Origin of the sequence: Pseudoalteromonas xiamenensis, assembly GCF_030994125.1 — a bacterium.
GTDB classification, from domain to species: Bacteria; Pseudomonadota; Gammaproteobacteria; order Enterobacterales; family Alteromonadaceae; genus Pseudoalteromonas; species Pseudoalteromonas xiamenensis_B.
In genome coordinates, this window is the sequence record NZ_CP099917.1 from 3,148,602 (window position 1) to 3,175,171 (window position 26,570).

The 26,570-nt window shown below is 42.8% G+C and carries 24 protein-coding genes and 3 pseudogenes; 18 read left to right on the top strand and 9 right to left on the bottom strand.

The annotated features are described in order from the left end of the window. Positions 1 to 54 precede the first annotated feature (54 nt). From NI389_RS14585 to NI389_RS14600, 4 genes are read left to right on the top strand one after another with little or no spacing between them, the layout of a single operon-like run. Entirely contained in the window at positions 55 to 825 is a 771-nt protein-coding gene (locus NI389_RS14585; RefSeq protein ID WP_208842719.1) for a ParA family protein, read from the top strand. 4 nt (positions 826 to 829) lie between these two features. Next, positions 830 to 1,636: a chemotaxis protein CheW gene (locus NI389_RS14590; protein WP_308360575.1), complete on the top strand. Its 807-nt coding sequence runs from the start codon at positions 830 to 832 to the stop codon at positions 1,634 to 1,636. 46 nt (positions 1,637 to 1,682) lie between these two features. Then, the gene (locus tag NI389_RS14595; protein WP_208842721.1) at positions 1,683 to 2,180 is read left to right on the top strand and encodes a chemotaxis protein CheW; all 498 of its coding nucleotides are present in this window, start codon (positions 1,683 to 1,685) and stop codon (positions 2,178 to 2,180) included. Between the two features lies 1 nt (position 2,181). Beyond that, positions 2,182 to 2,610 carry a DUF2802 domain-containing protein gene (locus NI389_RS14600; protein WP_308360576.1) on the top strand — a complete coding sequence of 143 codons (429 nt, stop codon included), beginning with the start codon at positions 2,182 to 2,184 and terminating at the stop codon, positions 2,608 to 2,610. 57 nt (positions 2,611 to 2,667) lie between these two features. Here NI389_RS14600 and NI389_RS14605 read toward each other — a convergent pair whose 3' ends face one another. Both NI389_RS14605 and fliK read right to left on the bottom strand, forming a co-directional pair. Continuing rightward, positions 2,668 to 2,976 carry an EscU/YscU/HrcU family type III secretion system export apparatus switch protein gene (locus NI389_RS14605; RefSeq protein WP_308360577.1) on the bottom strand — a complete coding sequence of 103 codons (309 nt, stop codon included), beginning with the start codon at positions 2,974 to 2,976 and terminating at the stop codon, positions 2,668 to 2,670. A 9-nt stretch (positions 2,977 to 2,985) separates the two neighbouring features. Then, the gene (gene fliK, locus NI389_RS14610) at positions 2,986 to 5,412 is read right to left on the bottom strand and encodes a flagellar hook-length control protein FliK (protein ID WP_308360578.1); all 2,427 of its coding nucleotides are present in this window, start codon (positions 5,410 to 5,412) and stop codon (positions 2,986 to 2,988) included. A gap of 103 nt (positions 5,413 to 5,515) precedes the next feature. On the opposite strand from fliK, the gene ccmA reads away from it, so the two are divergent. The 10 genes and pseudogenes from ccmA to NI389_RS14660 all read left to right on the top strand — a co-directional run bounded on the left by ccmA (position 5,516) and on the right by NI389_RS14660 (position 13,234). Beyond that, the gene (gene ccmA / locus NI389_RS14615) at positions 5,516 to 6,136 is read left to right on the top strand and encodes a cytochrome c biogenesis heme-transporting ATPase CcmA (protein ID WP_308360579.1); all 621 of its coding nucleotides are present in this window, start codon (positions 5,516 to 5,518) and stop codon (positions 6,134 to 6,136) included. Continuing rightward, complete coding sequence (gene ccmB / locus NI389_RS14620) at positions 6,136 to 6,822, top strand: heme exporter protein CcmB (RefSeq protein WP_308360580.1); 687 nt, start codon at positions 6,136 to 6,138, stop codon at positions 6,820 to 6,822. Before ccmA ends, ccmB begins: the two co-directional genes overlap by 1 nt. Position 6,823: 1 nt before the next feature. Beyond that, positions 6,824 to 7,561, top strand: coding sequence for a heme ABC transporter permease (locus tag NI389_RS14625; protein ID WP_308360581.1), 738 nt, complete (start codon positions 6,824 to 6,826; stop codon positions 7,559 to 7,561). Between the two features lie 2 nt (positions 7,562 to 7,563). Further along, on the top strand, positions 7,564 to 7,767 hold the full coding sequence (ccmD, locus tag NI389_RS14630) for a heme exporter protein CcmD (RefSeq protein ID WP_308360582.1): 204 nt from the start codon (positions 7,564 to 7,566) through the stop codon (positions 7,765 to 7,767). Further along, complete coding sequence (ccmE, locus tag NI389_RS14635) at positions 7,764 to 8,252, top strand: cytochrome c maturation protein CcmE (protein WP_208842729.1); 489 nt, start codon at positions 7,764 to 7,766, stop codon at positions 8,250 to 8,252. The genes ccmD and ccmE overlap by 4 nt, the downstream gene beginning before the upstream one ends. A gap of 2 nt (positions 8,253 to 8,254) precedes the next feature. Next, positions 8,255 to 10,215 (top strand): annotated as a pseudogene (locus NI389_RS14640) (heme lyase CcmF/NrfE family subunit). Next, positions 10,212 to 10,784 (top strand): redoxin family protein, encoded by a 573-nt coding sequence (locus NI389_RS14645; protein WP_308360583.1) that lies wholly within the window; start codon positions 10,212 to 10,214, stop codon positions 10,782 to 10,784. The pseudogene NI389_RS14640 and the gene NI389_RS14645 overlap by 4 nt, the downstream one beginning before the upstream one ends. Continuing rightward, entirely contained in the window at positions 10,781 to 11,245 is a 465-nt protein-coding gene (locus NI389_RS14650; RefSeq protein ID WP_308360584.1) for a cytochrome c-type biogenesis protein, read from the top strand. Before NI389_RS14645 ends, NI389_RS14650 begins: the two co-directional genes overlap by 4 nt. Continuing rightward, positions 11,245 to 12,486, top strand: a complete 1,242-nt coding sequence (gene ccmI / locus NI389_RS14655) for a c-type cytochrome biogenesis protein CcmI (protein ID WP_308360585.1) — start codon at positions 11,245 to 11,247, stop codon at positions 12,484 to 12,486. Before NI389_RS14650 ends, ccmI begins: the two co-directional genes overlap by 1 nt. A gap of 13 nt (positions 12,487 to 12,499) precedes the next feature. Further along, on the top strand, positions 12,500 to 13,234 hold the full coding sequence (locus NI389_RS14660) for an MlaA family lipoprotein (protein WP_308360586.1): 735 nt from the start codon (positions 12,500 to 12,502) through the stop codon (positions 13,232 to 13,234). 55 nt (positions 13,235 to 13,289) lie between these two features. Here NI389_RS14660 and NI389_RS14665 read toward each other — a convergent pair whose 3' ends face one another. The 7 genes and pseudogenes from NI389_RS14665 to miaB form a co-directional block, all read right to left on the bottom strand. Then, on the bottom strand, positions 13,290 to 13,811 hold the full coding sequence (locus NI389_RS14665; RefSeq protein ID WP_308360587.1) for a GNAT family N-acetyltransferase: 522 nt from the start codon (positions 13,809 to 13,811) through the stop codon (positions 13,290 to 13,292). After that, positions 13,808 to 14,038, bottom strand: coding sequence for a hypothetical protein (locus tag NI389_RS14670; protein ID WP_208842736.1), 231 nt, complete (start codon positions 14,036 to 14,038; stop codon positions 13,808 to 13,810). The genes NI389_RS14665 and NI389_RS14670 overlap by 4 nt, the downstream gene beginning before the upstream one ends. Positions 14,039 to 14,307: 269 nt before the next feature. After that, positions 14,308 to 15,884 (bottom strand): annotated as a pseudogene (lnt, locus tag NI389_RS14675) (apolipoprotein N-acyltransferase). Then, a complete protein-coding gene (corC, locus tag NI389_RS14680) occupies positions 15,862 to 16,740 on the bottom strand; it encodes a CNNM family magnesium/cobalt transport protein CorC (protein ID WP_308360588.1) in 879 nt (292 codons plus the stop codon). Before corC ends, lnt begins: the two are co-directional and overlap by 23 nt. Positions 16,741 to 16,759: 19 nt before the next feature. Continuing rightward, complete coding sequence (gene ybeY, locus NI389_RS14685; protein WP_308362571.1) at positions 16,760 to 17,221, bottom strand: rRNA maturation RNase YbeY; 462 nt, start codon at positions 17,219 to 17,221, stop codon at positions 16,760 to 16,762. Between the two features lie 2 nt (positions 17,222 to 17,223). Further along, positions 17,224 to 18,275, bottom strand: a pseudogene (locus NI389_RS14690) (PhoH family protein). Between the two features lie 49 nt (positions 18,276 to 18,324). Then, positions 18,325 to 19,758 carry a tRNA (N6-isopentenyl adenosine(37)-C2)-methylthiotransferase MiaB gene (gene miaB / locus NI389_RS14695; RefSeq protein ID WP_208842740.1) on the bottom strand — a complete coding sequence of 478 codons (1,434 nt, stop codon included), beginning with the start codon at positions 19,756 to 19,758 and terminating at the stop codon, positions 18,325 to 18,327. 219 nt (positions 19,759 to 19,977) lie between these two features. Between miaB and NI389_RS14700 the strand changes: the two genes are divergently transcribed. The 4 genes from NI389_RS14700 (at position 19,978) to NI389_RS14715 (ending at position 26,421) form a co-directional block, all read left to right on the top strand. Beyond that, complete coding sequence (locus tag NI389_RS14700) at positions 19,978 to 21,132, top strand: FAD-dependent oxidoreductase (RefSeq protein ID WP_308360589.1); 1,155 nt, start codon at positions 19,978 to 19,980, stop codon at positions 21,130 to 21,132. Positions 21,133 to 21,393: 261 nt separating this feature from the next. Continuing rightward, positions 21,394 to 25,296, top strand: a complete 3,903-nt coding sequence (locus tag NI389_RS14705; RefSeq protein ID WP_308360590.1) for a TOMM system kinase/cyclase fusion protein — start codon at positions 21,394 to 21,396, stop codon at positions 25,294 to 25,296. Continuing rightward, on the top strand, positions 25,286 to 25,942 hold the full coding sequence (locus NI389_RS14710) for a phytanoyl-CoA dioxygenase family protein (RefSeq protein WP_308360591.1): 657 nt from the start codon (positions 25,286 to 25,288) through the stop codon (positions 25,940 to 25,942). Before NI389_RS14705 ends, NI389_RS14710 begins: the two co-directional genes overlap by 11 nt. A 17-nt stretch (positions 25,943 to 25,959) precedes the next feature. Then, the gene (locus NI389_RS14715; protein WP_308360592.1) at positions 25,960 to 26,421 is read left to right on the top strand and encodes a hypothetical protein; all 462 of its coding nucleotides are present in this window, start codon (positions 25,960 to 25,962) and stop codon (positions 26,419 to 26,421) included. Positions 26,422 to 26,570: the final 149 nt, after the last annotated feature.

The window sequence follows — 26,570 nt, forward strand, 5'->3', positions numbered from 1 at the left end:
TGCGATAGGTGTTAATGTAATCAAGATTTATAGATTAAGGAACGGTTTTTAGTCGTGAAGATTTGGACAGTAGCAAACCAAAAAGGTGGAGTAGGGAAAACGACAACGACAGTAAGCCTTGGAGGAATACTCGCGCTACAGGGTAAGCGTGTACTTCTTATTGATACTGATCCACACGCCTCATTAACATACTACTTTGGCATCGATTCTGAACAGCTCGAAGTGAGCGTTTACGATATCTTTGCTCGCGGTACTCAAATGGCGAGCGAAGAAATTCTCCAGTCTCTTTGTCCTTCTACGATTGAAAATTTGGATATATTGCCTGCAACCATGGCCATAGCGACACTAGACAGAAGCATGGGTCATAAATCTGGCATGGGTTTGGTATTGAAAAAAGCCTTGGCCAAAATCAGTGAGCATTATGACTACGCTATTTTGGATTGTCCGCCGGTACTTGGTGTTCTTATGGTAAATGCGCTTGCTGCGAGTGAGCGGATTTTAGTGCCTGTTCAAACTGAATTTTTAGCCTTGAAAGGTTTGGATAGGATGATGCGTACCATGGAGTTGATGCAAACATCTCAAAGTAAAGCATATCAATACACTATTATCCCAACGATGTATGACAAACGAACAAAAGCGTCATTAGAGGCGTATAAGTCGTTGTTAGATACTTATGGTGACAAAGTATGGCCAGGCGTTATCCCTGTTGATACAAAGTTTCGAGATGCAAGCCTTTCACAAAAAGTGCCTGTAGAATATTGCCCGAAATCTCGGGGTGTATATGCCTATAAAGCATTGTTAGATTATTTAATGCAGTTGGATTAAGCGAATGAACAAGCACCTGTTTGCAAATGAACAAGTGATGAAACAATACCTCAATGCGTTACTTACCGAAGAGGAAGTCGCTTACGCGCCAGAGTTGGACAAAACACCGCTCAAATCTGCTGCGGTTACAGAAGTGTCGCCAGTTGCAAAATTACTAGAGCAAGTTCGACCAGAAATTGCCGAAGAAATAACCGAACTTCCAGAAATAGAAGTCGAAGAAGAACAAACGGTTGAAGTTACTGTCGAAGATGTAACCATTGAGCCCGTGCAAGATGTAAAAGAGCTTGAGAATCAGCAAAATAGTACTATTATCAAAGAGCAAGAAGAACAATCTGCTAAAGTTGATAGCAAAAGCGCGTATTTTGATGGCGAGTTTCAGGCCTTATTCTTTGATGTAGCCGGACTTACGCTTGCAGTACCGCTTAAAGCACTCGGTGGTATTCATCAATTAGGTGATATTAACCAATTGTTTGGAAAACCAAAATGGTTCCAAGGTGTCATGTTGAACCGTGAACAGAAGCTTAGTGTAATTGATACGGCTCGTTGGGTTATGCCCGAGAAATATACACAAGAGCTCGCTGACAACCTCGATTACCAGTACCTTATTATGCTTGGGGACAGTAGCTGGGGCTTGTCAGCTGAAAAGTTGGTGAATAACATAACGTTACAGCCAGACGATGTAAAATGGCGCACATCAGCAGGGAAACGCCCTTGGTTAGCTGGTGTGATTAAAGAAAAAATGTGCGCTTTGATAGATGTAGATAATTTAATAGAACTGTTGGAAAAAGGGCTCGATAGCCGAGAGCAATAGCCTTTTTGTTCAGCAAGTCCAATAGATCGTACTTTGGAGTTTTACCATGGGCCAAGACAGACTACTTTCAGCAGATAAAAGTGCAGATAGTAACGACGAAATTTTGCAGTGGGTAACGTACAAGCTTGAAGCGGAAACTTACGGTATTAACGTAATGCAGGTTCAAGAAGTACTAAGATACACTGAAATAGCGCCTGTACCGGGTGCACCTGATTATGTACTTGGTATTATTAACTTACGTGGTAACGTCGTAACAGTTATTGATACTCGTGCGCGTTTCGGTTTGCCAAGCGCTGAAGTGACGGACAACTCTAGAATCGTTATCATCGAAGCTGAAAAGCAAGTAATTGGTATTTTGGTTGATAGCGTTGCTGAAGTCGTTTATTTACGTAGCTCTGAAATTGACAGCGCTCCGAATATTGGAACGGAAGAAAGCGCGAAATTCATTCAGGGTGTTTCAAACCGTGAAGGCGAGTTGTTAATTCTTGTTGACCTCAATAAGCTATTAACTGACGACGAGTGGGACGAGTTGAGCCACATCTAACGTGTCAGAAGCAGTCCAATTTTATTTATTACTCGGTTTAACGATTGTCTCAAGTACGCTAAGTGTAGTGTGCTTGGGGCTTTTTGTTGTTGCGCGAAAAAACAGCGAAACACAACGAAAACACTTTATCGACCACGTTAAACGCACTGAGAGCTTTACTCAACAATTGCAGATCTTACGTAGTGAAATTGCAGAAGTAAGAGCCGGTTTATTGAGTATGAGCAAACGTATTGTAAATTGTGAGCAGGTAAGCCACGAGTTAGCGCAGTCAGTCTCCGCACAAAAATATGATGATCCGGAAGCGAAAATTTATTCGCGAGCGGTGAAAATGATAGAGTTAGGTGCTGATTTAGACGAAGTGATGCGGGAATGTGAAATCCCTCAAGCAGAAGCCGAGCTACTTATGACGCTGCACTTTAAACAAAAATAGTCGTTCTCCACAGCTTGTCTGCCAAATATTCTCTAGTCTCACTCCATATCTTCTGCACTAGGCACGAATATCCAGCTTTCCTTTTAGGCCTTTCCAGCCAGGTGGAAATTTGCCCTGAAGGATATATGAAAATGCGATTAACTCAGCGATGACGTAGTAAAGTTCTCTAGGTATTTCATCGTGCAAATTCAACTTCGCGAGAGAGTCAAATAACTGCTCATCTTGATGGACGAGTATGCCTTTTTCTTTTGCCTTGGCAACAATTTCGTCCGCAAGGTTGCCAAATCCCTTGCTAACAACTTCGGGCGCTTTACCCGCCTCATAAAGCAATCCGATAGCTGATTTTTGTTTAATAGAGTCGCCCACAATGTCTCCTTATACTTTCAGATTGACGATAGCATGAGAGGAATAAAATTGGTTAACTTGCTCGGGATTTTCGCTGAGTGAAATATCACCCACTTGGAGTCCGTGAGAGGCGAGTTTCTCCCTTAATGCATCAAGATGAGGGGTCGCTAAAGAGACGACCGCTTTGGTATCTGCCACTAAATCACAATCTAAGGCTTTGTCCATTAACTCTGCTTGTGCTGACAACTTGCCATAAGGTGTTAAGTCAAAATTTAAGCGTACAAACCAGACGGTCTTTTCAGGTAAATGTGCTTTAGCTGGTTTTTTATATTTGCCTATTTGTAGTTCCGTTTGTCTTTGTTCTACGTTTTGTTTTGTAGGCAAAAACAAATTGATCAACCAATTGTTTTCATTGGATTGCTGCTGATTAAGTTGCTGAGTACCAACATGACTAAATTGATTTTGGATTTTGCTTAGGTCGCCACTTAGCTGCTCTAATTGACTCGTTTGCATGAGCGATTGCACGAGATGTTGAATTTGATTTATTTTCTGGTTGGGAAATAGGGCAGTAACTAAAGCTTCAATGCGCTCCGCGGGAGAAACGTTCTCTGGGCGTGTTTGAATGGCTTTTGGCACGGCAAGAAAAGTCACCAGTAATTTGTCTAGTGCCTGTAAAAAGGGACTTTGTACAGGAAGGTTGTTCGTCACAGAGGATACATGCTGACTTATTGCCACGGGATGGAGTGAACGCTCATCCCACATGCGCTCAAAGGCTTGATTCACTAATCGCTGCAGTTCTGGTGGGAATTGCCTCGCAGATGTTTTAACTTCATCAATAGTTTTAGACAGTTGTAATCCTGGGTCACGAGCAAGATGTTCTTGTTTAGCCCATTTGGCACTTAGTAGGCGCTCTATCGGGCCCGATGCTTGTGTAGCTTGAAGCATGCTTTTAGTCTCGAATTTCAGTGGAGGATGCCACAATTGATCACTTGAACGAATTTGCGTTTGATCTTTAAGCTTAATTAAGGAGTCAGCTTCATGAACTTGCTTTCGTTCAGTGCTAGTTCGGGTCTCGATTTTTGCCATTGCTTGTTCATTTAAGCGCTCCTTGTTGCTGGTCGAAGACATGTTTTTCTGAGCAGCCTCAGCTAGAGGTGTGTTAATGCTTGCTACCTTTTCACTTGGCGAATTTAGTGGCTTTTCTACCGTGATGATGTTGTTTTCCACAAAGGTGTTTATCCGTGACTTCATTGCAACATCAGCACGAGAGCCGTTGTTGACGGTTAACGTGGTAACATGCCGTATTGCATTAAACAAGTCACCGACAGCTGACGCCGACAACGTAGGGCGATTGGCTGAAGCCGCCATAACTGGTGTTTGAAGCCATACGCTAGGTTTAGGTGTCGAGAACGACGTTGCTTGCTCCGTCTGTGATATTCCTTTCTCTGAATTAACTCGTCCGGGTTTCACACTTAACGAATCTTTAAGTTGCATGAAAGGGGTTTTTATCCACTTCTGAATGGCAGTGCCAATTGCCGCTTTTAGTTCTTCTTGAGAAAAGCGTTTCGGATCGCTGAGTGAGAGCAGCGTGGTCTGATTCTGTATTTCTTTTTGTAATGTTTGGTCAAATTGGGGGATTTGTTGTTTTAACGAATGCTTCAGTACTGCATCAAACGCTTGTTGAGGACGTATTAAACTGACCGTTTCAGCAAATGGTTTAACTATCGCTTTACTCCATTTTCCAGTGGGCGCGAATTGTTGAGGATCGCTTAGCGGAAGTGATAATATTTTTCCTCCTGGTAAAGGCGTCGCTTTAATGTCAAGGGTAGTGCGAGCTGCCTGTACATAAAGCTCAGGATATTTGTCAGGAATTTGTCGCGCTAGATGTTTCAGTGAAATACTGAGATGCATGAGTGGATCGGAGTAGCCGTTAACGATTTTAAAGGATAATTCTGCTTTTGATTGCTCCACGACAGCATACAATTTTGGCTCTGTACGCAGCAATGCCATAGTCTGCTTATCAACATTGAATTCCAATCCGAGCTTCGGGAAGTTAATACCAGTATTGGTTAAAGTGACAGCCGTTTGTTTTGGCAGTATTTCACTGTCAGTAAATAACATGTTGTACAGACGGATAAGCGCTTTTTGATCATTTATTATGTGCGTCTGAGGCGCTGTTGTAATCGTCAGTGTCTTACCATCAGGCGCAACGTGTACTGTACCTTGTGCTAACTGAAACGGTTTTGGTTTTGGGTCATCCAGCGTAAGTCTTAGTGTTTGCCAGCGACCTTCCATCAATACTTCCATTTGCAATGACGAATCATTGACGGCGATGTGTCGAGCTTGGAATTGGCTATCAAGCCCCGCTAGTTCCTGCGTGTTTTTTGGTAAATTCGAAAGCGTGCCAACATCGAGTGTTTGGACAGTAGGCTGCGAAGAAATTGGCACTTTATTCATTATTTTAAATCAAATTTTCGTTAAACGTCTGCGGTACGATATTCGTATTACCATACCATTATGTTAGACTAACGCCCAATTTTGGGTAAAGAGAATCGTTAGTTTGCTTGAGATAAACGCAGTCACCTGCATTAAACAAGATAGATGTTTATTTGAGTCGTTGAGTTTTTCACTTCAAGCGGGTGAAATTATGCAAGTTGAAGGCCCAAATGGCGCGGGAAAGACGAGTTTATTGCGCATTATAGCGGGTTTCGCTCGAGCAGAAGAAGGCGAAATTTGTTTTGATGAGCAAAACATTCAAGAAAACTACGATGAATTTGCAGCGCATTTATTATTTATCGGTCATAAGACGGGCGTTAATGGTCAGCTGACCGCGGTTGAAAATGTATTACATTGGCAGGCTGTGCACGGTGTCTCTGATGATGGCCAAACGATGGCTAGACTGGCTAAGTTAGGGCTAATTGGTCTGGAAGATGTCCCCGTGAGAACGTTGTCTGCAGGTCAGCAACGGCGCGTTGCATTGTTGAGAATGTGGATGAATAACGCAAAGTTATGGATCCTCGATGAACCCTTTACTGCATTAGATAAAAAAGGGGTTGCGATGTTGCAAGCTCGCTTTCAAGAACATTTACAAGCAGGTGGCGCTATTTTGTTGACAACACACCAAGATTTGACTGACCACTTTGGACAACTCAAAACGCTAGTGTTGGAGTATCGCCTGTAATGTCTGTTCAACACTCTTATTGGCAACTATTTAAGTCTGTTTACTGCAAAGATGTGACCTTGGCGTTTCGCCAACGTGCTGAAATTTTTAATCCTCTACTTTTCTTTGTTATCGTCATAACCCTTTTCCCATTAGCAATCGGTCCAGAGCCTGCGCTACTAGCCAGAATGGCTGCCGGAATTATTTGGGTTGCTGCGTTATTGTCCACGATGCTGGGTTTAGATAAATTATTTCGTGATGATTATAATGATGGTTCTTTGGAACAATTGCTCGCCTCTCCCTATCCAATGTCTTTAACGGTGATCGCCAAGGTGTGTGCTCACTGGACGACGTCAGGCTTGCCAATGGTGGTGTTGTCGCCTTTGTTTGCATTACTTATGAATTTAGAACAGCAAGCATTAGGCGCAACCGTGCTAACGTTATTGGTTGGTACACCGTTATTGAGCTTAATCGGTGCAATTGGGGCCGGCTTGACTGTTGGACTGCAAAAAGGTGGTCTTTTGCTCAGTTTACTTGTTTTACCGCTTTATATCCCGGTGCTTATTTTTGCGACGTCTGCCATCGATACGAGTATGATGACATTGCCTTATGGCGGACAACTCGCAATCCTTGGTGCGATGTTAGCCGTCGGCATTATTACCGCGCCATTTGCGATATCTTCAGCTTTAAGAGTGAGTGTAAGTTAAAATGTGGAAATGGTTACATCCTTATGCCAAAGCCGAGCGAGCGTATCAGCTATGCAATACGCTAATGCCTTACTTTGCCGTAGTCGCAGTCGTGTGTATCGTCATTGGTTGGGTTTGGGGGTTAGCCTATGCGCCCGCCGATTACCAACAAAAAGACAGTTACCGAATTATATTCATTCACGTCCCGTCAGCGATTTTGTCGATGGGAGCGTATTCTTCGATGGCCATTGCCGCCATCATCGCACTCGTTTGGCAAATCCGTAACGCGGAGCTTGCTGTTATTTCACTGGCCCCTGTTGGCGCGGCGATGACCGCAATTGCCTTGATAACAGGTGCTGCATGGGGTAAACCCATGTGGGGTGCTTGGTGGGTATGGGATGCTCGCCTGACATCTGAATTAATTCTATTGTTTTTATATTTTGGTGTGATTTCGTTGTATCACGCTTTTGAAGATAAGAAAGTTGCGGGACGTGCTGCAAGTATCCTCGCGATTGTTGGTGTAATTAATTTACCTATCATCCATTTTTCAGTGGAGTGGTGGAACACGTTACATCAAGGTTCAACAATCACGAAATTCGATACCTCTGCGATAGACCCTTCAATGCTTTGGCCTTTGCTAATCAACATTGTTGGTTTTGCAGGCTTTGTTGGGGTGGTGACGTTGATGCGACTCAAAAATGAAATTTTACGATGTGAACAGCATCGTCCATGGGTACGCGATTTAGTTAGTCGAGGTTAATTATGCAATTTGCATCATTCAGTGATTTTTTAGCCATGGGCGGCTACGGCTTTTATGTTTGGTTATCATTCGGTACTTGCGCGCTTATCCTTCTTGGCATTCTGATGAGTTCATGGTTTGAGACGAATTCGCTTAAGCAGTCAATTCGCACGCAAATGGCACGTGAAGCAAGAATTAAGCAAGCGAGAGAGGAACAAGTGCAATGAATCCGAGACGTAAAAAACGCTTGTTCACCGTAGCAGGCATTATTTTGGGCATTGGTTCTGCGGTGGGTTTAACACTCTATGCACTGCAGGAAAACATTAATTTATTTTATACTCCTAGCGAATTGGTCAATGGCAAAGGTGAAAGTCACGATATGCCATTTATTGGTCAAAAGCTTCGTATCGGTGGAATGGTCGTGCCAGGCTCGGTAAAACGAGATGATACAACACTAAATGTGGAGTTCCAGTTGATTGATACAGGCCCGCTCGTAACGGTGCGCTACCACGGTATTTTGCCCGATTTGTTCCGCGAAGGTCAGGGGATTGTTGCGCAGGGTACTTTGGTTGAGCCGACGGTTGTTGAAGCGTTTGAAGTTTTAGCCAAGCATGATGAAGAGTACATGCCTGCTGAAGTCGCGGAAGCGGTGAAAGGCATCAAGCATGAGAAGCCCGGCTATAAATTAAATTACTCGAAAGGCGAAAACTAGGCATGATCCCAGAAATAGGTTACTTCGCTTTAGTGCTCGCAATGGCGTTATCGCTCTTGCTCTGCATTTTTCCTCTATGGGGCGCCTACACCGGCAATTTACGTTTAATGCGCGCCGCTCCGTCTCTTGCTCTAGGCCAATGCCTGTTCGTTATTTTCTCTTTCTGTATTCTTATCTACATCACCCTTACTGACGATTTTACCGTAAGTTACGTTGCACAAAACTCGAGTAGCACGCTGCCTTGGTATTATAAAGTCACGTCAACTTGGGGGGGCATGAAGGCGCTATTTTGCTTTGGTTAGTTATGCAATCAACATGGACTGCGCTGGTTGCAATGATGTCTAAGTCATTACCTTGGGTATTGCGAGCTCGAGTGCTCGGCGTGCTTGGCTTTCTTGGTGTTGGATTTATGCTCTATACACTTTGGATGTCGAGTCCATTTGAGCGGTTGTTGCCGTATTACCCAGTAGAAGGTCGTGATCTTAACCCGTTGTTACAAGACCCAGGCATGATTATCCATCCACCCCTTTTGTACATGGGGTATGTAGGTTTATCTGTTTCATTCGCATTTGCTATTGCTGCGTTGATGACGGGTAAATTAGACAATACGTGGGCGAAGTGGTCGCGTCCTTGGACCATGGCTGCATGGGCGTTTTTATCTTTAGGTATTACGATTGGTAGCTGGTGGGCGTATTCCGAACTTGGTTGGGGTGGCTGGTGGTTTTGGGATCCAGTTGAGAATGCTTCCCTTATGCCGTGGCTAGTCGCGACAGCGTTGTTGCACTCCCTGTCAGTAACAGAGAAACGAGGTGTATTTAAATCGTGGACTGTTTTACTGGCCATTACAGCTTTTTCTTTATGTTTGCTTGGGACTTTTATTGTTCGTTCGGGCATTATTGTCTCTGTTCACGCCTTTGCGACCGATCCTGACAGAGGACTTTATATCCTTGCTTTCCTCGCCCTTGTTGTTGGTGGCAGTCTGACGCTATACGCTTTGCGTGTATCAGAAGTGAAGAGTGAAGGACGTTATCAGTTTGCTTCTCGCGAAGTCAGCTTATGGTTAAACAATATTTTCCTTGTGGTTGCGATGCTGATTGTGTTGTTGGGTACCTTGTTGCCAATGATCCACAAAGAGCTCGGCTTAGGTGCCATTTCGATAGGCGTGCCGTTTTTCAACAAAATGTTTTCCATTTTAATTGTGCCGTTTGCCTTACTTTTGGGTATTGGCCCAATGCTGCGTTGGAAACAAAACAAGCTTAATACGTTGTTCCCGAAATGGACTATCAATGTTGTGCTCGCGATTATTATCACGGCAGCTTGGTTGTTTGGTGGCTATGATCATGTTGCTCCACTCACTTTCATGGGTACGGCATTGGCTGTTTGGATTTTCCTTGCAACAGCAACAGATTTACTTCAAAAGGTGGCATCACAAGCAACTGTCTCGGAAGGGATTAAACGCTTAGGGTTAAGTTACTGGGCTATGGTGCTTGGTCATATTGGCCTCGGCTTTGTCATTGCGGGAGTTACACTGACTTCAGCCTATTCTGTAGAACGTTCTGTTAGCATGAAACCCGGTGAGATCGCTACATTAAACGAATATGAATATCGATTCGAAGGCGTTAACACGATCTCCGGTCCTAATTACTCAGGCCACGCAGGGGAAGTGACCGTGCTAAAAGAGGGCAAAAAAGTCGTCTTACTGCATGCGGAAAAACGTCGCTATAACGTAGGTATGCAGTTTATGACAGAAGCCGCTATTGACGATGGTTTTTTCCGTGATCTGTATTTGGCTTTGGGTGAAGAGCTAAATAATGGTGCATGGGCGCTTCGTATCTATCATAAACCTTATGTTCGTTGGATGTGGTTAGGGGGGTTATTGATCTCCTTTGCTGGTTTTATTGTTCTAGCAGATAAGCGTTATCGCCGTAGCAGTCGCACTCTCTCGCCGGAGGCATTAGCATGAATAAAAAAGTATTAGGACTTGTGCCATTAGCAATTTTCATCTTGCTCAGTGTTTTTCTGTATCAAGGGCTTTTTGGTAATCCTCGTGAGATCCAGACGGGTCGGTTAGGCCACACAATGCCTGCATTTTCTTTACCTGATCTTATGGACGAGCAGACGACATGGACAGACAAAGATCTTCAAGGTGACGTGTACCTGCTTAATGTGTGGGGTACATGGTGTCCGACATGTTTGGCAGAACTTGGCTATTTAACCGAGCTAAAAGATAAAGGGGTTAAGATTGTTGGTTTGTATTATGACCAAGCATATGACCCTGATTTCGGTGATAAATTCGATGTCGTTGCACTGCGTGAAGAAGTGAATAACATGCTAGGTCGAGCAGGTAATCCTTATGCCTTTAACATTCTAGATTTGAATCGGAGCTTGGCGCTTGATTTGGGCGTTTCTGGCGCACCGGAAACGTTCCTCGTTGACAAGGCTGGCAAAATTTTGGTGCATCATACTGGTGACATGAATACGCGTGTATGGCGAACGAAATTTGCACCCGCTATTCAGGAGTTAACACTATGAAAAAGTTAATCTTCTGTTTTGGCTTATTGATTTCAGCCATAAACGCATACGCGATTGAGGACAAATATCATTTTGACTCCGTGGAGCGAGAGCAAACGTTTAAAGAGCTCACGCATGAGCTTCGTTGTCCTAAATGTCAAAATCAAAATATTGCGGACTCAGATGCGGTTGTTGCGAAAGATTTGCGAGACAAAGTACTTACGCTGGTCCACGAAGGTAAATCGAAAGACGAAGTAATCGATTATATGATCGATCGCTATGGCTATTTCGTTCACTATCAACCACCGGTAACACCCTTGACCATATTGCTTTGGGTATTGCCGGGACTCATAGTTGCTTTGGGCTTTGGTTTTATCGTGGTTCGTCAGCGTAAATCAGCTCAAGTACAGCCGTGGACTGATGCTGACGAAACAAAGTTAGCGGCGTTGATAGCCAAGTACGAACAAAGGGAGCAGCAATAATGGAGCAAATGTGGGGAATGTTTGCGCTATTAGTCGTATTAGCCGCACTCTTCGTTATGACACCGTTCCTGCGCCGTGAGCGTATTGTTCGTGTCGATCATGACGCAAATGCTGAACGTATTGCTATTTATAGACAGCGTCTTGCAGAATTGGACGAAGAATTGGCCAATTCGCGTATTGATACGCTTGTTCACTATGAATCGGTACGTGAAATGAAACGGCGATTGCTCAATGAACTTGCACCTGAGCAAGCACTTACTAATCGCGGCGATAACCGTATTTTTACCGTAACGGGCATCTTATTTGTTGTATTATTCAGCGTTATTTTCTATCAATGGAAAGGCAACGCTAAGCAAGTTCAGGACTGGTATTCGGCCATTGAGAAATTGCCTGAGTATGGTGAGCGTGCGGTACTTCAGGATGGCGAGCCTCTCAGTGCTAATGAACTTCAAGCATTTGCGCTTGGACTTCGCACCAAATTAGCCGCGGAAGGGGACGATGCCGTCGCTTGGATGTTGCTTGGTCGCGTCGCTATGTCGATTAACGATTTTGAAATGGCAATGCAGTCGTTCGATAAAGCACTTGAAATGAACCCAAACAACCCCAATGTTTTGGTCAATTATAGCCAAGTGCTGCTGATTGAAGGCAGCGAATCGGGTATAAATCGAGCCGCTCGAATGTTATCAAAGGTATTGTCTCAAGACCCAAACAACATCGATGCGATTAGTCTTTTGGCGTTGATAGCGTATGAACGAAAAGACTGGGCTGAGGCTAAGGCTGCGTTTGAAGTGTTACTCGCGAACATGGACAAAGCGGACCCTCGTTACTCAATGATTGCAGCGCGTATCGATGAGATTAATGGTCATCTTTCGCCTTCGACGTCGACTAACGTAGCAAAATCCATCACAGTGACGGTCGATATCGACCCTCGGCTTGCTGATAAGATGCCAAGTAATGGTGTGCTGTTTGTGTTTGCAAAAGCAGTCAGTGGCCCACCTATGCCGTTAGCGGTAGCTAAATTGCGGGACTATCGTTTCCCGTTGACGGTAACATTGGATGACAGCTTAGCTATGATGCCCGAGTTGCAATTGTCGCAATTTGAGAACGTGATTGTTACTGCAAGATTGTCGGTTGATGAAAGTGTTTCACCGAGCAAAGGCGAATTAGAAGGCGTTTCTCAAACTCTAGAATTGAAAGAAGGCGAAAATAGCCAATCAATTACAATAAGTCGTGTTTATTAATAAAGGAAAACAGATGATTAAAGCGCTGGCTTCAGCCTGTTTAGCCCTCATTATGGTAGGGTGTGCTTCAGTGCCTGCTGAAAAGCAGGACCCTCGGGATCCACTGCAGGCAATGAACAGACCTGTCTATGATTTTAACATGGATGTACTGGACAAGTATTTGCTTAGGCCAGTTGCGGTAGGTTATGCGACTTACACGCCACAACCTGTCCGTACGGGACTTGTTAATTTTACGACTAACCTCACCACACCAACGGATGTGGTGAACTCGGCCTTGCAGGGTAAGCCTGCTAATACGGGTGTTAATGTTGCCCGTTTCTTGATTAACTCGACGGTCGGTCTTTTTGGTATATTTGATGTCGCCAGTAGTTTTGGCCTAAAGCATGCGGATGAAGACTTTGGTCAGACACTAGGCGTGTGGGGCGCATCGGATGGCCCGTACATTATGCTGCCGGGAATGGGGCCGACAACGGCGCGTAATCTTACCGGAGATGTGATGGACAATGTCGTGTTACCTGAATTAGCACTCACAACACCACAAAGCATTCTCTTGTTTGCATTAAAAGCGATTGAAGCCCGAGCAAACTTAATTCCACAAGAGAAGTTGTTAAACGATTCCTTAGATCCTTATTTGTTCTTGAAAGACATTTATTTCCAAAGACAATTATATGAATTGTACGATGGGAAGCCGCCAATTAAAGAAGAGAAGATAGAAGAGTTTGACGAGAATTTTCTCGAGAATCTGTAATAAAAAGGCCAGCTTAGCTGGCCTTTTTTTGTTTTCCTCATGTTAAGTATGAGGTTTATCGGAGTTCTTTGTAATACACGCTGGTGCTATGTAACCTGCCTTGTGCGTCTGTCACAAAACTTGGAATCGTGCCGCTGAGTAGGTATTCCCGCGCTCGATAAAACGATTCACTCTTATCGCCTGTTTGCGTATCTAAATAAAGCAGTTTAATGCCGTACTGTCGCGCCCATGCCTCTAATGCGCTCATTAGAAGAGTTGCAATGCCGCTTCGTTGGAATGTTGGGTCGACTAGGAGTTTTTCTACCTCGCCTCTGTGACAACCGTTTTGTTTTTGGCAGAGATTTAATTGTACCGTACCGGCAACATTGTTTTGTTCGTCAAACGCAATAAAGAGTTGTTTGTCTTTGTTTTCAAGCTGCTTACGGGTCGCGTGCCAGTAATTAACGACACGTTCGGTCTGTGCAGGCCTATAGAAGCCAAGCGAAGCTCCTTGATTTACGCAATCGACAAGTAACACTGTAAGTCGTTCAATCAGCTTCGCGTCAAGATTGGCAACCGCCTCAATGATATACCTCATAGTTGAGCAAGTTCCATTTCAATTTGTGCAATGCTGTCCATCAACTTTTCTTTTGCTGCTTGGAGTTTCTGCTTTTTAGTATTCGGCTTAGTTTGTGCCGCGCGCACTGCCTTGTAGACGGTACGTGTGGGTAGCTGGCATTTTGCGGCAGCTTCAGAAGGCAGCCAGTTCGCATGCAGTACAAGGGTCACTGCAGCCTGTAACAAAGAAAGTTTTTCTTCACTCATGGCATTTCTCCTTCTCATCCATATCCCAACTTGACACTTCTAAATGCCATAATAAATACAGGGTTTGATAGAGTGTATACATCGCCTTTTCCTTCTCGCTTGTTTTGGCCAACCGACAGGCCAAGTTGACATAGCTATTGGAAGTTTTGTGCCAATATTAAAAAGCAAATAAAATCAACTGGATGCGTATTTTTGTGATGTGTCTTGAAAGGAGATATTGCACCATCAGAGAAGTTTTACACCAACCTAGTGCAACTATTTAAAAAGCGTTATAAGAAGTTTCGTTCAAACTTTGATTTTGTACGGTACGTTAGATGTGACAAGCTAAAAAATACAATAATGATGATTGAAAACAGCCATATAGGCATATTCCCGTACTGGCTAAAGAGCGAATTACCACGGATTAATTGCACTTCCGTCACCAGCGAATCCGCCACGAATTGAGGCAACGTTGTTTGTTGGCCTGAAATGGGATCGAAAACACCCGTGATACCGTTATTTGTAACACGAACTAAAGGTCTTTGAAGTTCAAGTGCTCTCATTCTCGCGATTTGCATGTGTTGGTGAGGTCCATGAGAATGACCGAACCAGGCATCGTTACTGACGGTAAACAAAAGATCCGAATCTGGGCTGTAGTTCCCTCGCACTAGCTCAGCAAAGGCTATCTCGTAACAAATGGCGGGTAGGACATTAAGTCCATTGGCTTGAAGGTTAGCTTGTTTTTCCTCCCCCGCGTGAAGGATGACATGACTAAATTAAACAGCGGAGCAATGGGACGTAGCCAATCCTCAAAAGGCACAAATTCCCCAATCGGCAAGAGTTGGTGCTTTTGATAGCGGTTTTTGCTCAAATATACATATTGTCCTTGTGTGTCTTCCGCGTTACGTTTTCCAAGAACAATGAGCGTATTAAACACATTTCGTGTATCAAATTGGTAGTCTGGGATACCAGTGATTACCGCTGTTTGATTAAACGCGGCCGCGGCGTCTACAGACTGCAAATAAGGAATGGCATTTTCTTCGATTTCTGGAATGGCGGCCTCAGGCCATACAACTAAATCAACCCCATCCCACTTCAAGCGGGTCATATCGCGGTAAAGTTTCATCGTAGGCCAGAAATGCTCGGGCTCCCATTTCAAACTTTGTTGGATATTGCCCTGTACAAGGAGAGTCTTAATGGTTTTGTCGGCATAGTGGGTAGTGCTAAACGAAGGGATGAGAAGTCCACCACAGACCGTTAAGCTGACGAGAATCAAAGATGGTTTAAACGATTTTAGCGACACCGCCAAATACAGCGCACCGCCAATGAGCGTACAAAGCACTGTTAGCCCCACTTCACCAATAAAAGGGGCAAAGAGATTAAGTGGACTGTCTGTTTGGGTATACCCGAAGCTGAGCCACGGGAAACCAGTGAGTAATTGACCGCGTAACCATTCAAAAATGAACATCAATGCTGCAGTCAGCACAACGCGTTGTAATTCTGTTTGGGTAATTGATTTTGCTATCGCGAACGCGAAGGCTGGAAAAAGTGCGAGATAACCGCTCAATGCAGCCATTAAAAGCAATGAAAAAAACAAAGGCATGCCGCCAAATTCTGCAATGGAGACATGAACCCAGCTAATCCCAGCGGCAAACCAACCAAAGCCAAAAAGCCAACCATAACGAAAAGTCGACTTAACGGAAGGCTGTTTTGTCGCATAAAAACCTGCGGCAATACAGAAAAAGGCTAACGGCCAAAGGCCAAATGGTGAGTACGCAAAAGTTAAAAGGCCGCCCCCAAACAGGGCGGCCCACAAGGTTTTATTTTCGCGAAGTGCGACAAGTTTAGTCTTGATTTTCGTCGCCATTTTGGGGCTTTGGTACGGTTACCTGAAGTTGAACGATACGACGGCTGTCAGCATTCGTTACTTTGATCTGCAAAGGGGCAATTTCTATCGTTTCACCACGACTTGGCATGTGGCCAAATGCGTGCAACACGATACCACCAACAGTGTCCGCTTCTTCCGTATTAAATGACGTCTTGAAGAACTCATTGAAGTCTTCAAGAGGTGTTAACGCTTGTACGATATAGGTGTATTTCGCGAGTTGACGGATTTGTTGTTGCTCTTCATCGTCATCATGCTCATCTTCAATTTCACCAACAATTAGCTCAAGAATATCTTCGATAGTCACTAAGCCCGACACACCACCGTATTCATCGATAACGATGGCCATGTGATAGCGCTTTTGACGAAACTCGTTAAGCAGGGTATCTACACGCTTGCTTTCAGGCACGACAAACGCAGGGCGAAGGTATTGGCGTAAAGACGGCAGGTGTGGCTCTTTGCTTAAAATGAGCGGCAGCAAATCTTTCGCGAGTAAAATACCCTCTACGTGGTCTTTGTCTTCACAAATAACAGGAAAACGCGAATGCGATGATTCCATCATCGCCCCCAATTGGGCTTCGATTGATACATCGACATCCAACGTCACCATTTGTGAACGTGGGATCATGATATCGCGCACGCGCATTTCGGAGACTTCCAAAACGCCTTGCATCATGTCTTTGGTCTCAGGGTCGATAAGACTTCTTTCCTGAGCGTCGGCAATGACTTCTACCAACTCTTCTTTGTTTTGGGGTTCCCCTTGTAGCAACTGGGTGATCCGGCTCAGCCAGCTCTTACTTGAAGAACCCTGGCTACTTTGCGAGTTATCGTCGCTCATTGCAGTTTAATACTCCGTTTTATTCAACATCATCACGATAAGGGTCTGAAATCCCTAAATCGGCTAACACTTCTTTCTCGATGGCTTCCATCTCGAGTGCATCTTGGTCATTTATATGGTCAAAGCCAAGTAAATGCAAGCAACCATGAACAACCATATGGGCAAAATGGTCATGAAAGGTCTTTTCTTGCTCAATCGACTCTTTTAAAACCACATCGGGACAAATAATTAAATCACCTAATAATGGCAATTCTATTTCTGGTGGCGCTTCAAATGGAAAAGATAACACATTTGTTGGTTTATCTTTGCCTCGGTACTCGTGATTGAGTTGTTGCGACTCTTCACTGGTTGCGATGCGGATGGTCATTTCAGCAGTCTCGCAGTAATTGACGAGCGCTTTCTCTGCCCACATCTGGAATTGCTCGGCGGTGGGTAAATTGTCGAATTCACCCGCAATTTGTAAATCTAAATCGAGATTAATGTTCACGATGACTTCTCTTGGTTTGCAAAACGCTCTGCTTCACGTGCTTTTTGCTTTTCAGCTCGTTCAATTCGTTCAGCTTCTTCTTTTTTCTCATAAGCTTCGACAATTCGAGCTACGACAGGGTGACGAACAACGTCGTGAGCCTGGAAGAAATTAAAGGATATTTCGTTGACGTCGCTTAATACTTCTATTGCATGACGGAGGCCTGAACGTGCACCGCGAGGTAAGTCTACCTGTGTAATGTCACCAGTGATGACCGCTTTTGAATTAAATCCAATACGCGTTAAGAACATTTTCATTTGTTCTGTTGTCGTGTTTTGGCTTTCATCGAGAATAATAAAGGCATCATTCAGTGTGCGACCACGCATATACGCCAGTGGTGCGACTTCTATCACGTTACGTTCAATCAAACGTTCTACTTTTTCAAAACCGAGCATTTCAAATAACGCATCGTAAAGAGGGCGCAAATATGGGTCGATTTTCTGTGTTAAGTCGCCCGGTAAGAAACCCAGTTTTTCACCCGCTTCAACGGCTGGGCGTGTTAATAGAATACGTCGAACTTCTTGACGTTCTAACGCGTCCACTGCCGCGGCAACAGCTAAGTAGGTTTTACCAGTACCTGCAGGACCTACACCGAAGGTGATGTCATGACGCAGAATGTTTGCAACATACTGACTTTGATGTGGGTTACGAGGTTTAATTACACCACGACGCGTTTTAATAAAAACTTCTTTGTCCCAGACGTTTGGAGCTTCTTGTTCTAAACAGTTAGCCTCTGCAATCGCTAAATGTACGTCATCCGGCGTGAGTTCTTTTGTTCTGCCTTTGAGGGTTTGAGTTTCGATATAAAGTGCTTTAATTACGTCTTCTGCTGCTTTTGACTGAACGGGTTGACCCGTTACTTTGAAGGCATTGTCGCGATGGGCGATTTCAACACCTAGGCGGCGTTCAATTTGTTTTAGGTGTTCGTCAAAAGCGCCACACAGTGAGGCAAGTCGAGCATTGTCGGCGGGTTCGAGAAAAATTCTAAACTACTTAACTGGTTACTCAAAATAACTTCCTATAACAATTACGCCAGCTTTCGCTGGCGCAACAGACATCTACGGTGTGAACGTAGTAACACCGAGTTCATCAGCCTCTGGTTGAGATGGTGCACGGTTCAAAATGGTTGAAGGTGCAACATCCTTACGCAAATTCATGTCTGATTCTGTACGAATTAATTCGCCACGTAAAGAGTTAGCGAATGCGTCGGTTATCTTCACATCGACAAATTGACCGATAACAGAGTGTGGGCCAACGAAGTTTACGACGCGATTGTTTTCAGTACGTCCGCGCAGTTCCATCGGATCTTTCTTCGATGGACCTTCAACGAGGATACGTTGTTCCATACCAACCATTTTCCGGCTGATGTCTTGAGCCATTTGGTTAATACGGTCTTGTAATATGTATAAACGTTGCTTCTTTTCGTCTTCTGACACGTCATCGGGTAAATCCGCAGCAGGTGTACCAGGGCGAGCTGAGTAAATAAAGCTAAAGCTCATGTCAAAGCCAATGTCGTTAATAAGCTGCATAGTCGCTTCGAAATCTTCTTGAGTTTCGCCAGGGAAACCGATGATGAAATCAGATGACATACTCAGATTTGGACGAATCTTGCGAAGTTTACGAATCGTTGACTTGTACTCAATCGCCATGTGACCGCGCTTCATGAGGTTCAAAATGCGATCTGAACCACTTTGCACTGGTAAGTGTAAGTGATCAACCAGCTCAGGAATGTCGGCATAGGCATCAATAATGTCCTGCGTGAATTCTACTGGGTGTGATGTCGTGTAACGAATACGGTCGATGCCGTCAATCGCCGCAACATAACGCAGTAAATCTGAGAAATGACAGATTTCTCCGTCATGTGTGTCACCACGATACGCGTTTACGTTTTGGCCAAGTAAGTTAACTTCACGCACACCTTGTTCTGCAAGTTGAGCAATTTCAAGTAGCACGTCATCAAGTGGACGGCTCACTTCTTCGCCACGAGTGTAGGGTACAACACAGAATGTGCAGTATTTAGAACAGCCTTCCATAATGGAAACAAACGCTGAAGGACCTTCTGCGCGTGGCTCAGGTAAACGGTCGAACTTTTCGATTTCTGGGAAAGATACGTCAACAACAGAACCTTCATTGTTCTGCACTTGCTTGATCATTTCAGGCAGTCGGTGCAGCGTTTGTGGACCAAATACGATATCAACAAACGGTGCGCGTTGGCGAATGGTTTCACCTTCTTGAGAGGCTACACAGCCGCCTACACCGATAACAAGATCAGGTTTGTCGTCTTTTAATAGTTTCCAACGACCGAGCTGATGGAATACTTTCTCTTGCGCTTTTTCACGGATAGAACACGTATTCAGTAGAATAACATCCGCATCTTCAGCTTCTTCTGTAAGTTGATAACCATTGGTTGCATCAAGGAGATCAGCCATCTTCTGGGAGTCGTACTCGTTCATTTGACAACCCCAGGTCTTAATATGCAGTTTTTTACCCATTGAAATAATGCCTCGTTTTCAATTCGTCTATCCGCGGAGCTTTCGCCCATATGGCAATACGTAAAGGCGCGTATTTTATATGTATCCGCGCGCTTAGCCAAGTATAGATTTTGACTTTACTTATCGGGATCAAACAAGCGTAATTTGTCGCGGTTAAAGTCTCCCTGTTTGGTTTTTTTTCGTTACAATGTTCACATCACATCAGTTTGGGAAAACATAATGAAAAACAACGTGGTCATTATTGGTGGAGGCATGGTTGGAGCTGCTACGGCAGTTGCACTTGCAAAGAAAGGCGCGCAGGTCATTGTGGTTGAGCAATTTCCTATTGACCCCATTGAAGCTTTCAATGATGAACAGATTGATATTCGAGTCTCTGCAATCAACCGTTTTTCTGAGCGTTTACTTGAATCTTTGGGCGCAATGCCCATGCTGAAGTCCTCACGCAATGCACCTTATACGCGCCTAACTGCGTTCGAGTCTGGCAATAACGTACTAAGCTTTGATCACACAGAAGTGAATGCGAGTTACCTAGGCCACATTATTGAGAACAAACTCATCCAAGCTAGTCTTTGGAAACAGTTTAAAGGGCTACCTATCACCGTAAAGCACTTTCCTACGCCTGCTCGTAAAATAGAACAAAGTGGGTCGGAAGTCACATTGACATACGACCAAGAAGTACTAAGAGCGAATTTGCTGATTGCCGCAGATGGAGGACGCTCGCATGTCCGTCATCTTGCTGGGATTGGTGTTACTGGCTGGCAGTATTCCCAACATTGCATGGGGGTGTTGATTCGACTGGATGCACCGCAGCAAACTGAAACGTGGCAACAATTTAAACCGACAGGGCCGGTTGCACTCCTTCCGATGGCAGCACCTTACGCAAATTTAATTTGGTATGACAATGGCAATAAATTGAAACTACTTAGCCAGCTTTCCCCTGAGCAACTTAAAGTGGAAATTAAAGCGCATTTTCCTACCTTGCCTGGTGATTTTACCGTGCTTAACTCAGCGATATTTCCCCTTGCTCGTCAACATGCAAACCACTATGTGAAAGGTCGAGTTGTGCTAGTCGGTGATGCCGCTCATACGATTAATCCTTTAGCGGGGCAGGGGGTTAATTTGGGCTTTAAAGACGTTGCTGCGTTAGCGGATGCTGTTAGCCTTGATGATGTGGGTGAGTGTGGTGCATTAAAGACATACGAGCGTATGCGACGTAAAGACAATTTACTGATGATGTCGACAATGGATGCGTGTTATTTCGGTTTTTCAAATGATATAGAGCCTCTGCGTATCGCACGTGAGTTTATATTAAAAATGGCAAATAACGCGGGTCCATTTAAAGCCAAAGTATTAGAGCATGCAATGGGCTACTAAGCGATAAATAAAAACATTAAAAACCGAGGGCTTTATTAATTAAAATGTCACATTTTCATGCTTGGAAATACATTATTCAGATAGTTGCATTTAACTTATGGTAATTAATGTGTTAGAGCATCGTTTTATGGTAAAAATTCATTAAAGGTTGTAGGAATTTTGACGATAATTGGTTACGCTTTGTGATAATCTGCATTAGCAGAAATTTCTAATTGGCAAGGAGTGTTATTAGAAAGAGAAGTCACCTGTTGGCTTTAGCGTATGGGACATACCAATTATGATAAATCTGATAAACCTATGCCTTTTACACAAATCTCTGATCAATATATTAAAACGGCTTTTCACTCAGTTAATTATACTTTGCTTGAAAAAATCGGTGAAGGCGGCTTTGGAAAAGTTTATAAAGCAAAACAACTCAACACAGACCAATTCGTTGCGATTAAGTTTCTCGCGATACAATCTTATAGTGAAGAAAAATCAAAACAGCGCTATATCGAGCGGTTTAAACGAGAAACAATACTTAGCAGTAAATTACATCACCCAAATATTGTGCGTTTGCTCGATCAAGGCCAGTGTAATGAAAATCTGCTTTTCGCCGTATTTGAATACGTTGATGGTCAGTCTCTAAAGACCTATCTAACAGCTAATGGTCAAATGTCGCCGTTGGTTACGCAAGATATCATGTTGCAGATACTTGATGCGCTTATCCATGCGCACCAGCACGGCATTATTCATCGTGATATTAAACCTGCCAATATTATGTTGAGTAAAGGTGGAGCGCGAACTCACGCTAAAATACTCGATTTTGGTATTGGGACGCTGACACAAGATAGCCGCCATCAAGAATTTAATACATTAACGCTGACACAAGAAACGCTCGGCACCCCTTCTTACAGTGCGCCCGAACAGCTACGTGGCGAGCCCGCTACGGAAAGAACCGATCTGTACGTATGGGGTTTATTATTTTTGGAGTGTGTAACCGGTATACCAGCCGTAACCGGGTCAAGTTTAGCATCTATCTACCACAAGCAATTGAGCGATGCACAAGTACCTATTCCTCAAGCCCTTTTAGGACATCCTGTCGCAGGCTTACTACGCCGGCTTTTACATAAAAATGCAAACGATCGGGTAATCACTGGTGAAGAAGCGTACTTAGAACTGAGTCACATGAATATGGCTAATTTGGTGGGGGTCTTAAACAGCTTTAAGCCAACTAATTTGCCGAGTGAATCCACGGTGATATTACGTAATGATGAACCCAATCATCCTTTGCAAACAGACTATACGTTCTTTACGGAACGTAAACAAATTACTGTTCTAGCGGTGCGTTTTAGCATTTCTTCTATCAACAACAGTGAAAGTGACCAAGACGTACTGGATGCGTTATTTAAATCACATCGTGGACATTGTTTGGACATCGCGACACGGTTTGGCGCATATCATGTTGGCAGCTTGGGTGACACCAGCTTGTTTTACTTTGGGTACCCAACGGCAAGCGACAATGACTTGCGTTTATGTGCACGTACTGCCCTAGAGGTGATGAGCGACTTAACTAAGCGTAATGCTTTGATGAGAGAGGTAAACGGTTCAATCCTCAATATGCACGCGGGCATACATACTGGCGTCTTTACTACCTATGCGAATAACACGCCTGAAGGGCAGGTAGCCAACACCACATTGGCTTTAGCGCGCTATGCGGAGTGTAATGAAATTTTGTGTAGCTTACATGCAAGAAGTTTACTTGAGCCTTTTACCGAATTTGAAATGCATGCTGACCTGAAATTGGGCATGACTTCTTCAACAGAGTCGGTATTTAGAATGGTCGGTGAACGTCGGATTGAAGCATTTGGATTTATGCGCGGTACTCGTAATAACCACGAGTTAGTTGGTCGCCACACTGAAATCAAGCAAATGTTTACTATGCTTAATAGTCCAAATCAGAGTTGTCGCGTTGCTCACATACATGGTGAAGCAGGGATTGGTAAATCTCGTCTATTACAAGAAATCCGAAAAAGCGCATCGAGTTTTCAGCATTTGGTTGCACAGTGTCTACCTGAGCATCAGAACAATGCACTTTATCCTATATTAACGTTGGTACGTTATCTCTACAATATTTCCCATCTAAGCAGCGAAAAAACAGTTGAATTGTTTAGTGACATATTGTCTGAACACAATTCTAGTTTGGAGCTTCAGCAAGCATTGCCAATCTTACTGATTTGGCTAAACATTGAGTTTGGTGAAGAACTGACAGCGTCTACTCTAGCCCCTGAACAGCAAAAATCGATTCTATTTAACAGTTTAACCACTTTATTGTCGGGGAAGCATTTTAGCTTAAGTGAGCATAAGCTTTATATAGTCGAAGACATCCACTGGGCTGATACCACAACATTAGAGTTCATTGCGCATTTTGCCAATCGACTTAACAACAACGGGGATGTGCTCGTTAATACGTCACGCCAACCCGTTCCAAACCTGCTTCATGATCTAAATCCAATTGACATTGGTCTGCAAAAGCTTACCGAACGAGCCTCTGAAGACTTTATTGTCAATTTATTTGATGATCAGCCTGTCTCACGTAATGTGCTCGATGTGCTAATTAATCGTACTGATGGTATACCGCTATTTATCGAAGAATTGGTCGATATGGTTAAGCAGAAAAAACTTGTCTGCATGACAAATGGCGAAATAAACTTTGTGAGTCCAGATAAATTAGAACAAGTGCCATCGAGTTTGCGCGAGTCACTACAGCAAAAGCTGGATGGTTTAGTGTATGCAAAAGAAACAGCACAACTTGCAGCGACGATTGGTCGCGAGTTTGAATATGCTTTATTGGTCGCCGTTTCATCGTTAAGTGAAAACCAAATTCAAAATGACCTAAATGAACTCGTTGCAAAAGATTTAATTGTGCATCAGCGACATGTAAGTAATGACAGTTATATCTTTAAACATGCCTTGGTCAGGGATGCGGCTTATGACTCAGTTTCAGAAGTAGAAAAAATAAAAAATCACTCTAATATTGCTAATAGAATTATCGGCTTGAAGAATGAAAATGACTGTATCTCAGAATTGTATTACCATCTAAATCGCTCAAAACAATACCTTAGAAGTGCCCATTATGGATATAAGATTGCCAAAACTTACTCTGCATTAGGTTTCTATACTTCTGCGCATAACTTACTTGATAATTGCATAAACTTAGTATCAGAAAAAGAAATTTTTGAAAATCCAGTCACCTTTATTAAAATAAATTGTCTTAAAATTAGCTGCTTAGTAGCAATTGAAGGTTCTGGTAGCAGAGAAATACTTTCTATTTCATCTTACAATCAAGAACTAATAAAAATATCAAAACACTCTGATATATCTTGTGACTTAACTCACTACTTACATCATATAAACTGGTCAACAATGACCTACCACCATATGACATCAAACAGAGTAAAAGCATTAGAACTCGCGTTAGATGAGTCAACAAATGCTAGCACTTTAAATTACACAGATGACCAAAAAATTGTCTCTTTCATACAAGTAGCTAATTGCTATCTTCTTGATGGCAATATCACAGAGTCTTTTAATTTTGTTCAAAAAGCTTTAAACATATTCTGTTTTAAAGATGCAGAGTTTGAGGATAATTCATGTATTGAGTACGGATTCTCTAGTAAAACTTTTTTATACATGATTAAAGCGTCCCTAGAAGCATGTTCCAAAAATTCTAATGCTAAAGATTCAATCCATACTGCAATAGCAATAAGTAAAAATGCAAAAAGCCCAGTTAGTGAGTTGATGTCTCTTGGCTATGGTGCAATTTGCGGTTACCTATTAAGCGATAACCCTTTCATTTGTGATTGTATAGATAAAATGTCAATACTGCTTTCTAAACATTCTGATCTAGGCCATTTCTCAATGTATCTTTATATGCCTAAAGCATATATCCAAGAAGATATAGAGAATTTAGAACAATCTATTCGTGTTATGGAACAAAGTGGCCAAACCCAATGGATAAGCCTTTATAAGTGTATGCTGATTGATATTTTAAAAAATAACGGCCTTCATGAAAAAGCTAATGGAGTTGTTTTAACTACATTAAAATGGTGTGAAAGTAGCAATGAAAAGGTTATGTATAAAAAGCTAAAAGAGTATTTAAAAGAAGGGAGTCATGAGAAATAATTATAGAAGTGCTGGTTTTATTCATGTTGAGGATTTTTTTAGTGATCAAGAGCTTGAAGAACTAATAAGTTTATCTAAATCTATAGTTAGCGAAAATGATTTTCTTGATTTTAAAATTAAAGATTTAGAAAGTCTTCACCTTACTAATAGCGCTAAATTTAATGAGTTTAGCGCTAGAGGTTATAAATCTGAAAAATTATATGGATACATAAATTCAGTACTAAAGCAGCGCATAGATGCAATCATTAAAGAAATATATAAAGATAAATTTTTTATAGAAAATGATGCGACATTACTTGCTTGGTACCCAGAAAGTTTAATCAAAGGTTTCACTGGCTTTCACCAAGATGGGCCATCAGATGAGATACCTCATGGCTTCCCTCATTGTTGGATACCACTTACCGAAGAGAGAGTGGAAAATTTCGAATGTATACCTGAAACACATACTTTTGGTAATTTTCCTCATAGCCATATGGGGCACTTTATCAAAGTAGAATCAAATATTGTCGAACAATTTATAGAGAATAAAAAGTCTTTTTTTGTTAAGCCTAAAGATCTTTTTATTTTTGATACTCGGTTGATGCATTGCCTAACAATCAATAACACTAACTCAATAGCATGGTCTATTGAATTCATCGTAAAATAAGGAAAGTAAGGAAAAAAATGAGTAATTTATTAAAACTACTAAGTGAAATTACAACTAACCAATCAATGCTAAATAGTTTTATTAACAATGAAAATGTTCTTTTTAAAGCATTTAACATTGATGAAAAGACACAGAATGCGTTTAGAAACAGTGATGATGGTAAATCATTACTAGAAGCAATAAAACTTGAACTAGATGCGCACGCTTTACCTTCAAAGGTAGTGGTCAAACCGGATTACCATAGTGCTGCGCCTGTTTTACATTTAGTAGATGCTTTAGTTCAAAACGCTGCTTTCCGTGATGTATTTGTGTCGAATGAGAATGGAATTCGTGATGGAGCGGCTAAAGCATATGGCGTTAACGATACTCAAGCAAATACAATTGCAGCGTTAATCGAGAAGAAAGAAGGTTACGAGAGCGACCTTGATGCTGTGCTTGCTAATATCAAAGAAGAGCTAGTTAAAATCAAACGCAGCTAACTCATATCGGGACCTAATACATAGGTCCCCTACCATCTGAAATAGAAATATTACAGTGATAAATGGCGCGAAAATAACGTGACATAATTGAGCGCATTTCAATTGTGAAGATGACGGCTCCAGTTGGGTTAAAGCGGCCAAAGATTTTG